General features: G+C 45.6%; 8 protein-coding genes. 4 read left to right on the forward strand and 4 right to left on the reverse strand.

The window, feature by feature from the left end; genetic code table 11:
- The first annotated feature begins 20 nt into the window (after positions 1-20).
- A complete protein-coding gene (gene plsB, locus GTW09_RS07425; RefSeq protein WP_163111282.1) occupies positions 21-2,477 on the forward strand; it encodes a glycerol-3-phosphate 1-O-acyltransferase PlsB in 2,457 nt (818 codons plus the stop codon).
- A 123-nt stretch (positions 2,478-2,600) separates the two neighbouring features.
- On the opposite strand, the gene ilvA is transcribed toward plsB, so the two are convergent.
- Together ilvA and ilvD are read right to left on the reverse strand one after the other, a co-directional pair.
- On the reverse strand, positions 2,601-4,139 hold the full coding sequence (gene ilvA / locus GTW09_RS07430; RefSeq protein ID WP_163111284.1) for a threonine ammonia-lyase, biosynthetic: 1,539 nt from the start codon (positions 4,137-4,139) through the stop codon (positions 2,601-2,603).
- Positions 4,136-5,986, reverse strand: coding sequence for a dihydroxy-acid dehydratase (gene ilvD, locus GTW09_RS07435; protein ID WP_163111286.1), 1,851 nt, complete (start codon positions 5,984-5,986; stop codon positions 4,136-4,138). Before ilvD ends, ilvA begins: the two co-directional genes overlap by 4 nt.
- A gap of 574 nt (positions 5,987-6,560) precedes the next feature.
- Here ilvD and GTW09_RS07440 point away from each other — a divergent pair.
- Complete coding sequence (locus tag GTW09_RS07440) at positions 6,561-7,178, forward strand: trimeric intracellular cation channel family protein (protein WP_071981015.1); 618 nt, start codon at positions 6,561-6,563, stop codon at positions 7,176-7,178.
- A gap of 195 nt (positions 7,179-7,373) precedes the next feature.
- Positions 7,374-8,888, forward strand: coding sequence for a YifB family Mg chelatase-like AAA ATPase (locus GTW09_RS07445; RefSeq protein WP_163111288.1), 1,515 nt, complete (start codon positions 7,374-7,376; stop codon positions 8,886-8,888).
- Here the strand turns inward: GTW09_RS07445 and ilvY are convergent, their stop codons facing one another.
- On the reverse strand, positions 8,889-9,752 hold the full coding sequence (gene ilvY / locus GTW09_RS07450) for an HTH-type transcriptional activator IlvY (protein ID WP_163111290.1): 864 nt from the start codon (positions 9,750-9,752) through the stop codon (positions 8,889-8,891).
- A 155-nt stretch (positions 9,753-9,907) separates the two neighbouring features.
- On the opposite strand from ilvY, the gene ilvC reads away from it, so the two are divergent.
- Positions 9,908-11,386, forward strand: coding sequence for a ketol-acid reductoisomerase (ilvC, locus tag GTW09_RS07455; RefSeq protein ID WP_163111292.1), 1,479 nt, complete (start codon positions 9,908-9,910; stop codon positions 11,384-11,386).
- 82 nt (positions 11,387-11,468) lie between these two features.
- Here the strand turns inward: ilvC and GTW09_RS07460 are convergent, their stop codons facing one another.
- Positions 11,469-12,716, reverse strand: a complete 1,248-nt coding sequence (locus tag GTW09_RS07460; protein ID WP_071981018.1) for a multidrug effflux MFS transporter — start codon at positions 12,714-12,716, stop codon at positions 11,469-11,471.
- Between the last annotated feature and the right edge of the window lie 133 nt (positions 12,717-12,849).

The raw sequence follows: 12,849 nt of genomic DNA on the forward strand, positions 1-12,849 counted from the left end.
TTCATAGGATGACAGAATTCATGTCGTGGATGCGCAAAGCCTTTTTATCGGTATTTCATTATCCTGTTAAGTTGCTCGTCAAAGCACACAGTATTCCGGTGAATGTCGATTCAGAGCTTGGTATTGATAAAGAAAAGCCGATGGTATATTTGCTGCCAACTAATTCGGTGACCGACCAGCTTGCACTAAAGATGTCGACAGAAGCACTAGGGCTTCCCGATCCTACAGCAACACTTTCCCTAGCAGGTAGAGAGTACCCATCAACACTTTTCTTGAGAAAGACGCAGCCGCTATTCCGCTCAAGTGCAGATAACACTGGTATTGCCGATGTGTTCACCGACTTATTTCATCTGCATAGAGATCATCAAAACCTAGACCTTCAGGTGGTTCCTGTATTTGTAACCTGGGGACGAACACCAGGTAAAGGTAAACCGGGTTTAGGCGATCTAATTACTTATAAAGCGGCACCCAGCTGGCTTCGAAAATTGTTTATTGTACTGTTTTTAGGCCGCGACAATTTTATCAATTATTCAAAAGCGGTTTCTGCACGCACCATGGCTAATCAGCACGGCAGCGATCAAAGCATAGCGCAAAAACTTGTAAGGGTAGCAAGCACCCACTTTCAGCGTAAGCGCCAAAGTATGACGGGCCCCACGCTTTTAGAACGTCAGGAGCTCAACAATAGTGTGTTAGGTTCTGATGCAGTTCGCAGGGCGATGGCGGAAGAGTCTCGCGGCAAAAAAATCTCTCACGAAAAAGCCAAGGAACGCGCCCAAACATATATCACTGAAATTGCTGCAGACTATCGCGAAGGGCTGATTAGATTTGGTGACAGAATTCTTACCCGTATTTGGAATAAAATTTATAACGGTATCAGCGTGGGTCACGCAGAACGAATTCGAGAGCTGGCTGCTAACGGTCATGAAATTATTTATGTTCCATGCCACCGCAGCCACATGGACTACTTACTTTTAACCTACGTCATCTATCACGAAGGCATGGTCACGCCACATATCGCTGCGGGGATAAACTTAAATTTTTGGCCTGTAGGCAAGATATTCAGAAGAAGCGGGGCATTTTTCTTAAGGCGAAGCTTTGCAGGAAACAAACTATACACGGCAGTATTCAGAGAGTACTTGGAATTACTGTTTAACAAAGGTTATTCCGTTAAATACTACCCTGAAGGCGGACGCAGCCGCACAGGCAGACTAATACCGCCCAAAACGGGTATGCTTGCAATGACCATTCAGGCCATGCTGAAAGGTGTAAATCGCCCAGTAAGTTTGGTACCCGTTTATATTGGTTATGAAAACGTGATGGAAGTGAAGAGCTACTTGAACGAGCTGAAGGGGTCGAAGAAGAAAAAGGAATCTAACCTTCAAGTTTTTACGGCTATCAGAAAGCTTAAAAACTATGGTCACGGCTACGTGAATTTTGGTGAGCCTATTCAGCTAAATCAGTTTTTAGAGTCTCACGTGCCTAATTGGCGAGAATGCCGAGATGCAGAGCCTGAAAAGAAACCAGCTTGGTTAACTCCAGCGGTTAACGAGCTTGCTAATAATGTAATGACCCGCATCAACCGCGCAGCGGCCTTGAACGGAATGGCCCTCGTGTCATTATGCTTACTGTCTTCAAAAACCCAGACTATGAGTGAGTCTGAACTTAAGCAAGCAATGAGCGATTTTATAGACCTATTTAAACGTGCGCCGTTCAGCGCAGATGCAACCATCCCAGACGCCTCTGCTGAAACCTTGCTAAGCGATACTCTACAGCTTGGCCGATTCGATATTACCGAAGACGACTATGGAAAACTCATCAGTCCACAGCCAAAATCTGCGGTTTATCTCACTTATTACCGCAATAATATTTTGCATTTATTTGCTATTCCGGGGCTGATCATGGCTTCTGTTTTTGCCAAAAAAGGCATCAGCAAAAACAAGGTCTTTGAACTTATCGCATCGCTGTATCCTCTGTTGCAGAAAGAGCTGTTTCTCCACCTTACTCAAGATGAAGCCCTTGCACACACAGACGCGTTAATAACAACGCTGTTAGACAATGGCTTACTGCGAGAAGTTGATGGAGAATTGCTTCCTCCTGATGCTCACTGTAAGCAGTTTCATTCTGCCTGGCTTCTTAGCCGCTGCATGCAGGAAACATTACAGCGTTATGCTGTCGTATTGACTATTTTAGACAAAGAGAAGTCGATTAGCCGCGGCGCTCTTGAGCGAGCTAGCAAAAAGGTGGCAGAGCGCCTCTCTGCGCTCTACGGTTTGAGTTCGCCTGAGTTCTATGACAAAAATGTATTGTCTAGTTTCATTAGTGCTCTTAAAGATAATCACTGGTTAGACTCAGAAGATGACGGCAGCTTGAAGTACTCTGAAGAATGCGAAGCGCTTCGCGAAGACGTTATGGCATTGATTTGGCCTGAAATGATGCAGCATTTAGAGAACGTTGCATTACATTCAGATAAAGACTAAGTTTTTGTCGAAAAGAGGAGGCTCTTATACTGCTCCAGAGTAAGCAAATGCTTTGCCTGAAGCAGTATAAGAAGTAACCGTTGCGCTAAAAGCGGGTTTTCTTACTATCAGTTTTGCTAAATATCATTCAGGTTGTGATAAGAAGAAACGATAAGCTGGGTTATCTGTCACTTCCTCAACTTTGTAGCCTAATTCCACTACGTGCTGGTTGAAGGCCTCTCGGCTATCGGGTGCAATATCAAAACCCACCAGCACCAAACCTTCAGCTGCACCATGATTGCGATAGTGGAACAAAGTGATATTCCATTGCTCGCCCAAGGTGTTTAAGAAATTCAACAATGCCCCTGGACGCTCAGGAAATTCGAAGCTAAACACCTGTTCGTTCAAAATGCTTGGCGGTCTTCCGCCAACCATATGGCGAACATGTAGCTTTGCTAATTCATTGTTTGACAGATTAAAGCAGTCGTAACCTTTGTTCTCTAGGTCGCCCTGAAGTTCGGCAAACTCCTTCTGCCCACCCTTTAGCTTTACACCTACAAATATATGGGCTTCACTGTCGCTAGCGTAACGATAATTGAACTCGGTGATCGCTTTAGCGCCAACACATTCACAGAACTGCTTGAAGGCGCCTTTGCTCTCTGGAATTTTAACGGCAAATACCGCTTCTTTTTGCTCACCTAACTCACAGCGCTCTGAAACATAACGCAAAGTATGAAAATTGATATTGGCTCCGCATAAAATACCGCCTAAAACCTTGCCTTTTAAATCGTGTTCTTTGGCATATTTTCTAATGGCTGCAACCGATAAAGCGCCAGCAGGTTCAGCAATAACGCGGGTGTCATCAAAGATATCTTTAATAGCGCCACAAATTTCATCATTGGTAACCGTAATAGTTTCATCTACAAGGCGGTTACACAGTCTGAAGGTTTCTTGCCCCATCACTTTTACCGCCACGCCATCGGCAAAAATGCCGACGCTGTCTAATTCCGTTGGCGTACCAGCTTCCCGCGCTTTAATAAAGCAGGCAGATTCTTCTGACTCAACCGTCACAATTTTTATGCTGGGCTTTAGCTGCTTCAAATACACTGCGATACCGGCCGCCAAACCACCGCCGCCAACAGCAACGAATAAGATGTCGATATTGGGGTTTTGCTCTAACAGCTCTCGCGCTACTGTACCTTGCCCGGCAATAACATCAGGATCGTCAAAGGGTGGAACGAAGGTGTATCCAAACTCTTCACACAATGCCTTTGCATGGCCACTTGCCTGGTCGAAACTTGTGCCATGCAATACCACATCCACACTGTCTCCGCCAAAGCGGCGTACTGCGTCAATCTTGATGTCCGGCGTCGTTTCAGGCATCACTATCGTTGCCTTAATTCCCTTCATCTTGGCGCTGTAGGCCAGACCTTGTGCGTGGTTACCAGCACTAGCCCCAATAACACCCGCATTAAGCTGCGCATCCGACAGAGAGTTAATTCGATTATAGGCACCGCGAAGCTTAAAACTCTTTACTGGCTGCTGATCTTCGCGCTTTAAAAATATGTCGTTACCAAGTTCAGCAGATAGCAAAGACATATAAGAAAGTTCGCTGGCCACTGCAACATCATAAACAGGGGCCAGTAATATCTTCTTTAAATACTCGTGGTCGCTTACACTCATAACCCTTCCAATTTTTTCACATCGCGCACTGCACCTTTATCGGCACTGGTTGCAAGAGCAGCGAACGTCTTCAAAGATGTAGACACTTCGCGAACGCGATCTTTTGGACGCCATGGGGTATCGCTAGCTTCCATTTTTGCACGGCGCTCAGCGAGTTCTTCGTCGCTGATGACAATATTAATGGAGCGATTAGGGATATCGATTTTGATCTTATCGCCATGTTCAACCAAGCCAATACCGCCGCCACTTGCCGCCTCTGGCGAGCAGTGTCCAATAGATAGCCCGCTGGTACCACCACTAAAGCGTCCGTCTGTTACCAAAGCACAGTGCTTACCTAATCCCTTAGACTTTAAGTAAGACGTTGGGTAAAGCATCTCCTGCATACCTGGGCCACCGCGTGGGCCTTCATAGCGAATGAACACAACATCACCTGCTTTTACTTCATCGCTTAAAATACCGGCTACCGCATCATCTTGGCTTTCATAAATTCGCGCCGTACCTTCGAAAGTCAGTATCGACTCGTCAACGCCTGCGGTTTTAACAATACAGCCATCTTCAGCCACATTGCCGTAAAGGACTGCTAGCCCACCTTCTTGGCTAAATGCATTTTCTATTGAGCGAATACAGCCTTGCTCTCGGTCGGTATCTGCGTCGTCCCAGCGGCAACTTTGACTGAACGCCTTGGTCGTGCGAATACCAGCAGGGCCTGCGCGGAAAAACTCAATGGCTTTGTCATTTTCCGGATTAGTAATATCCCAATCGCTGATGACTTCAGTAAGTGGCTTGCCCAGCACGTGATTAACATCGGTGTTTAACAAACCCGCTTTATTCAGCTCGTTAAGTATGCCAATAACACCACCTGCGCGGTGTACATCTTCCATATGATACTGAGGTGTAGCTGGCGCGACCTTACATAGGTGAGGCACTTTTCTCGACAGGCGATCGATATCGTCCATGGTAAAAGGTACTTCACCTTCCATGGCCGCTGCGAGAAGATGCAATATGGTATTGGTCGACCCGCCCATGGCAATATCTAAGCTCATAGCATTTTCAAAAGCGCTGAAATTGGCAATATTGCGTGGTAGCACGCTTTCATCATCATCGCCATAGTAACGTTTGCACAACTCAACAATTTGCTCGCCGGCTTTCTTAAACAAACCTTCTCGGTCTGCGTGGGTTGCCAACATTGAGCCATTACCCGGTAGCGATAAACCAAGCGCCTCAGTTAAGCAGTTCATTGAATTGGCTGTGAACATTCCCGAGCACGAGCCACATGTTGGGCATGCTGAGCGCTCTATCTCATCGGAGTCGGCGTCACTTACCTTATCGTCGGCGGCGGCAACCATGGCATCAACCAAATCTAGTTTGATCAGTTGGTCGGACAGTTTCGTTTTACCTGCCTCCATCGGGCCACCGGACACAAACACTACTGGAACGTTCAGGCGCATAGAGGCCATTAACATTCCTGGAGTTATTTTGTCGCAGTTAGAAATACATACAATGGCGTCTGCGCAATGGGCATTAACCATGTACTCAACTGCATCGGCAATAATTTCACGAGACGGCAAGCTATAAAGCATTCCGCTGTGGCCCATGGCAATACCGTCGTCTACCGCGATAGTATTAAATTCCTTGGCTACGCCACCCGCGGCTTCAACGCTACGAGCGACTAATTGCCCCATATCTTTCAGATGCACATGCCCAGGCACAAACTGCGTGAATGAATTGGCAATAGCAATAATAGGCTTTCCGAAATCAGAATCCTTCATGCCTGTGGCGCGCCATAGAGCGCGAGCACCAGCCATATTTCTACCTTGAGTGGTGGTTGCAGAACGTAACTTGGGCATAAATCCCTCCCGTTGATATGGTCAAACGAAAAATAAGTGTCAGCAAGATTAACTTACCGATTTACTATGCTGTATTTTATTGCTGTAAGAGGCGGCTTGCGTTTTGCTAGGGCCTGCATAATTAAAATATTCTTACTGGCAACTCTAAAAAATGTATCTGGCAAGCCTTTGTAATCTGATGCCGAAAGCTGGCAGACGAGTTGAGTTTCTTAAAAAACTGCTGCACTGGCTTTTATAATAGACGACTCACAAAGTAGGCGTTGCTAATATCGATAGAAAAGGTCGCAAAAAAGTTACCGTTACGGCGCTCTTTTTAGTGATAAACTTGACGTGCTACTTGCCCTTTACAGACAGTAGCAATGAATGAGATGTTATTCAGCGAGGGTTATGGCGGCCCTCTTAACGCTTTACGCATGTATAGTGTTTTTTATCGCAGTGGCCGCTGCGACAATCACGGGCAAAGAAATATCATAAAACCCGACACTGAATCAAGTATTTTGCGGGTTAGCGAGCGATTTAACGCTACTTTTTTATATTTTTAGATTTTTAATTCGCAGAGAAAAGGCTGGCATACATGTTTGATTGGTTTCATTGGCTCAACCTCGCCGGGGTAGCTGTATGCGCAATCTCTGGCACTTTGATGGCTTACCAAAAGCGTATGGACGGTTTTGGGGTCATTGTGCTGGCTAGTGCTACTGCTATTGGTGGCGGCACGCTTCGCGATGTTATGTTAGACGTTCCCGTGTTTTGGATTGCCGATACAGACTACTTATACACCACACTAGTTGCAGCATTTATTCCTATTCTGTGGCTTCGTATTAGCCCACGGTTTCCCTTTCATTACCTGCTCATCGCCGATGCTTTTGGGCTCGCACTATTTAATGTGGTAGGCATTGAAAAGGCGCTGGCAAATGAGACGGGCATGGCCGTTGCTGTGGCTATGGGTACCATTACGGGTGTTTTTGGTGGCTTATTACGAGATGTCATTTGCAGAGAAGTGCCGCTTGTTTTGAATGGAGAACTTTACGCGATGACCTGTATTGCTGGTGGTGTTGCTTACGGAATAGCACACTTCTTCGGCCTTGCTACACAGTGGTGTGGCATTAGCGCGCTTATTATTACCGTATTATTGCGCTTGGGCAGCATGCGCTGGCATTGGCAGCTCCCTGTATTTTATAAAGAGCACCATTAACGCTTTACCACACGAGCACTACAAACTAGTTAGTGCTCTTGCAGCAGTAATAATATCTTACCTTATCAATTACATATTCTCCCCTTAAGTACAGTTTTCAAGATAACCAACCCCGCTTACACTAATGATAAGTTTAATCGCAAGGAGCGAATAGCTGTGTGCTCTCAACCTTGTAAACATTGTTGGAGCGTGTGGATGAGTATGGCAGTGGTGAAAACATTTGCGGGGCAGGGGTTATCTGCGCCAGAAATTTCGGTGGAAATTCACCTAGCTAACGGTTTGCCTGCATTTCAGCTAGTGGGTATGGCAGAAACGAGTGTTAAAGAAGCCCGCGAGCGGGTGCGAAGCGCATTAATTAACAGCGGCTTCGACTTTCCCGCCAAACGGATAACGGTTAATTTAGCTCCTGCAGATATTCCTAAGTTCGGAGGCCGATTTGATTTACCCATTGCGGTGGGTATTTTAGTGGCTTCTGGTTACCTCTCAGACACCAGTTTGCTAAATATCGCTTTTGTTGGAGAACTTGCACTAAACGGCGAAATAAAGCCCGTAGGGGGTCTTATCCCCGTTGTTATCGCAGCGGCAAATGAAGATATCCCACTTATTTACCCGGGAGATAACGATGTAGAAGCTGCGTTAGTATCGCACGCAGCTCGACTGCCCGCTTTTGATTTGCTCTCTGTTTACGAGCATTTAAGTGGCAATAAAAAGCTGCCAGTTGGACAACCATTTACGCCTACCTCCTCGACAACCAATAACCTTGGGTGGGACGACATCATTGGCCAAGAACAAGCTAAGCGAGCGCTTATCATTGCAGCTAGCGGAGCACATAATTTGTTAATGGTAGGCCCTCCTGGTACAGGAAAAAGCTTACTGGCAAGCCGTATGCTGGCTTTACTACCACCTCTCACCGAAGAAGAGGCTCTTGAAGTTGCTTCTGTTTACTCGGTAAAAGGCGAAAAACTTAACCCCGAAAAGTTTATGCATAGGCATTTGCGTTCCCCGCATCATACTAGCTCTGCTGTTGCATTGACTGGAGGTGGCTCTCAGCCCGTTCCAGGCGAAATATCCTTAGCCCACAACGGGATACTTTTTCTAGATGAATTGCCTGAATTTGGCCGTAAAGCATTAGACGTGTTGCGCGAACCTCTAGAGACCGGTGATGTACATATCTCTCGAGCATCTGGCAGCGCGACTTACCCTGCAAACTTTCAGCTTGTGGCGGCAATGAACCCAAGTCCAACCGGCGATATAGACGATAACCGCCTATCTCCTCAGCAACAACTTAACTACCTCAATAGACTCTCGGGGCCGCTGTTAGACAGAATAGATATTCAAGTGGAAGTGCCTCGATTACCAGAATACGACCTACCTTCAGCCAAAAAAAGTACCGATGACTCTATTCACGCTGTAAAAAAGGACGTTGCAGAAACCCGTCATATACAGCTTATGAGGCAGGGCAAACCTAATGCTGTGCTCAATGCTGCAGAGCTTGCTTCTGCGTGTAAGGTAAGCGATAGCGACCTTAATTTTTTAAAGGCTGCAGCCAAACAGCTAAACTTATCTATGCGCGTTTTTCATCGTACCTTGAAAGTAGCCAGAACCATTGCCGATCTCAACCGCGAAGATAATGTAACCCGTGCTCACATTAGTGAAGCGTTAGGGTACAGAGCCTTAGACAACCTTATAAAACAATTGAGTAGCTGTTAGCTAACGCACATCGAGTTTTAGAAAAGCATCAATTAATGGCTCGTGCTGCTTACTTTGCAGACAGCATAAACCGAGCGCATAAGGCTCTATGTCATCTACCTGAATTTGCGTAACAGCACTGGCCATGCTTGAGTGATCTAACACTACTTTAGGCACAAACCCCACGCCGCACTCTAAGGCCACCATACTCACAATTGCCTCGTTACCACCGACATAAGCATATACGTTAGGGCGAATACCGTGCTCTGCAAACCAATGATAAGCAGTGCGCCGAGTCGGCCCTGTTTCCGGCATAATGACTTTATGGCGTATCCAATCGAGCTGATTCAACTGAGTCAAACGCCATTCTCGGGGAGCTATTAACACCAACGGAACATCGTCAAGCGCGGAAAAATGCAGATCAGTAGGCATATCCGGAGTGTAAATAGCGATAGAAAGGTCGCATTGTTTGCTTTTTACTTTTTCTATCGCTAGCGCGGGGTCACCCGTAATTAGGCGAATATCTACGCCGGGATGTTGCTCCCTGAATTGACGAAGCATATTGGGCAAATGGCTTTGACTGGCCGTTACCGAGCAAAAAACACTTATCTCGCCTTGTAACGCTTCACTGTCTTCTCGTAAATCTATTTTGAGCTGCTGCCAATCTTTTAAAGCTTGTTTAGAAAAAGCCAACAGCTTGTGTCCACTGTGAGTAAGTGCCACCTTTCTGTTATCGCGCTTAAACAAAGTGCAGTTCAAATCGTCTTCAAGCCTTTGAATAACGCGACTTAGCGTAGACGGAGAAACATACATGGCTTCAGCAGTATCACCAAAATGTAAGCTAGTGGCCAAATGATTGAAGAGTTGAAGACTACGAAAATCCATAACGTTTCACTATTTGCAATATTATCTTGCAAATATATCATTTTCCAAAACAAAAGAAATCTTTTAATCTTCTCAGCAAGTCGTCATAGACGAGGTCTATCGACACCATGACGGTGTTTGATATTGACAAAAATGAATGTTGTTCGGAAATTTTTATGGCTAATTATTTCAATACCCTATCACTACGCCAGCAGTTAGACCAGCTTGGCCGCTGTCGCTTCATGGCACGCGATGAATTTGCTGACGGTTGTCAGTTTTTAAAAGATAAAAAGATCGTCATCGTAGGGTGCGGCGCACAAGGTCTTAACCAAGGCCTGAACATGCGCGATTCTGGGTTAAACGTTGCTTATGCTCTGCGTCAAGCAGCTATCGATGAACAACGCGATTCTTATAAGCGCGCATCGGGCAATGGTTTTACCGTTGGTACATACCAAGAGTTAATTCCTGATGCTGACCTAGTGTATAACCTTACACCAGACAAGCAACATGCTAGCGTTGTCGAAGCGGTTATGCCGCTTATGAAAAAAGGTGCAACACTTAGCTACTCTCACGGTTTCAATATTGTTGAAGAGGGTCAGCAGATCCGCAGCGATATTACTGTAGTTATGTGTGCTCCAAAGAGCCCTGGCTCTGAAGTACGTGAAGAATATAAGCGTGGCTTTGGTGTACCGACACTAATCGCGGTTCACCCAGAAAACGACCCTGAAGGTAAAGGTTGGGACACGGCTAAAGCACTTGCGAGTGCAACTGGCGGTGACAGAGCGGGCGTACTCGAGTCTTCATTCGTTGCCGAAGTTAAGTCTGACCTTATGGGTGAGCAGACAATTTTGTGCGGTATGCAACAAGTTGCAGCTGTGCTGGCCTTTGAAAAAATGGTGGAAGACGGTATTGATGCAGGTTACGCCGGTGCACTTATTCAGTACGGCCTAGAAGCTATTACTGAAGCACTTAAGATTGGCGGCGTTACCAACATGATGGACCGTTTATCTAATCCAGCGAAACTGAAAGCCGCTGAGCTTTCCGACCAGCTTACAGATTTACTTCGTCCGCTATTTGAAAAGCATCAGGATGATATCATTAGCGGTGAATTCTCTCGCACTATGATGGAAGACTGGGCAAACGGCGACGCTAACCTTCTGAAATGGCGTGAAGAAACTGGCGAGACTGCCTTTGAAAATGCGCCAACTTACGAGGGTGAAATTAGCGAACAAGAATTCTTTGACCACGGCATTCTTTTAGTTGCCATGATCAAATGCGGCGTAGAGGTTGCCTTCGACGTTATGGTTGAGGCAGGCATTCTTCCTGAATCAGCTTATTACGAGTCGCTACACGAAACCCCCCTTATTTCAAATACCATCGCACGTAAGCGTTTGTATGAAATGAACGTGGTTATCTCAGATACTGCAGAATATGGAAATTACTTGTTTGCGAATGCAGCAATTCCAATTTTGCGTGAAAGCTTTATGCCTACTATCGATACTTCAGTGATAGGTAAAGGTTTGCCAGCTACCTCTAACCAGGTAGAGAACAAACGCCTTGTTGAAGTAAACGATGCCATCCGCTCACACGGTGTGGAATCAGTAGGAAAAATCTTGCGTGGCTACATGACTGACATGAAAGCTATAGTAGTGTAAGACAGTAGTTAGGACAGTTTCTGTCGTTAGGTGCTTAAACTAAGCCCTTTTGCCCGACCATTTTGGTCGGGCTTTTTTATTTTTACACGCCGTATTTTCTCACTTTTTCAGCAAACCGAACCGCAACATACGCCAAAGCAAAAAATACAGAAAAACCGATACCAATAGGCATGAGGTTTCCTACTAAAAAGCTATCAATAAACAGTGCAACAGGTACTGAGAAAAGACTGGAAAACGACCCAATAATTGCGGCACCTAAGCCCGCCATTTCGCCAAGTGGCTGCATAGCCATGGCGTTTAAGTTGCCAAACAGAATACCGACGAAGAAAAAGCCGACAAACATTACAGATACGGTGAGTACTAAAGGCGGTAAGCCATCAAACGCTAATAATATAGCTAAATAAACAATAGCAAACCCGTTTACCCCTTTGAGTGCAAATCGGCAAAGCTTTCTCATGCCAAATCGCATTACCATTTTACCATTAAAATACGACGCTAAACCTATGGAGAAAGCAAGCGTTGCAAAGATATAAGGGAACATATCGCCTACATTGTAGTACACCTGAAATATGGTTTGAGAGGCACTCAAATACGCCAAAAACGAACCAAAAATGCATCCCATCGCGAATGTGTAGCCCATCACTGCAGGATGAGTAAGAACATACTTAGAAGAGATAAAAAGCTGCGCCCAAGAGAATACTTTGCGCTTATTTCTAGGTAGCGTTTCTCCTTGACGAGAAAAGAACCAAATACCCGCCATGGTGGCAACAATAAGAAAGAGTGTAAAAATATGAAACCAAGAAAACAAGTCCATAACCGTTTGCCCGATAATAGGCGCGAGCATTGGCACTAAAATAAATACCATCATGATGAACGACATGACCCGCGCCATCGAGTCTCCCACATACAGGTCGCGAATAATTGCCATTGAAGCAATGCGAGGCCCAGATACCCCAAATGCTTGAATGACTCTTCCCACCAGCATGGTTTCCAATGAATTCGCCGACATACAGACAAAAGTGCCAATTGCAAAAATACATAGCCCTACAAGAATAGTTAGCCTGCGGCCGCGACTGTCTGAGAAAGGGCCGAAAAATAATTGCCCAAAGGCCATACCAACAAAGAAGACTGTAACAATAAGGTGGGTATGGTGAGGTTGCTCTACATTTAAAGATTCACCAATTTGCAAAAGCGCTGGCAGCATAGCGTCGATACTGAGAGCCACCAGCGATGTCATGGTGGCCATCAGTGCAACAAATTCAACAATACCTAAAACCGGCTTTTGAACAACTGCCGTATCTTGCGATACGCCATTATTTTCTTGGGGCATAATCTCTCTAATATGAATACAGTATCTGACAGTCTTTACTGCTATTACTTCTTAGCTTTGCTCTTGCGCTTAACATTGAAAAAGCGAAAGCTCGTCTAACAGTTAAAATAAACAGACACTAAGGGGAATGAAA

This window comes from Alteromonas hispanica, assembly GCF_010500915.1.
Lineage (GTDB): Bacteria > Pseudomonadota > Gammaproteobacteria > Enterobacterales > Alteromonadaceae > Alteromonas > Alteromonas hispanica.

Excerpts from the sequence above, each read along its gene's own strand:
- plsB (WP_163111282.1), top strand. The coding sequence starts at position 21 with ATGTCGTGGATGCGCAAAGCCTTTTTATCGGTATTTCATTATCCTGTT.
- ilvA (WP_163111284.1), bottom strand. The coding sequence starts at position 4,139 with ATGAGTGTAAGCGACCACGAGTATTTAAAGAAGATATTACTGGCCCCT.
- ilvD (WP_163111286.1), bottom strand. The coding sequence starts at position 5,986 with ATGCCCAAGTTACGTTCTGCAACCACCACTCAAGGTAGAAATATGGCT.
- GTW09_RS07440 (WP_071981015.1), top strand. The coding sequence starts at position 6,561 with ATGTTTGATTGGTTTCATTGGCTCAACCTCGCCGGGGTAGCTGTATGC.
- GTW09_RS07445 (WP_163111288.1), top strand. The coding sequence starts at position 7,374 with ATGAGTATGGCAGTGGTGAAAACATTTGCGGGGCAGGGGTTATCTGCG.
- ilvY (WP_163111290.1), bottom strand. The coding sequence starts at position 9,752 with ATGGATTTTCGTAGTCTTCAACTCTTCAATCATTTGGCCACTAGCTTA.
- ilvC (WP_163111292.1), top strand. The coding sequence starts at position 9,908 with ATGGCTAATTATTTCAATACCCTATCACTACGCCAGCAGTTAGACCAG.
- GTW09_RS07460 (WP_071981018.1), bottom strand. The coding sequence starts at position 12,716 with ATGCCCCAAGAAAATAATGGCGTATCGCAAGATACGGCAGTTGTTCAA.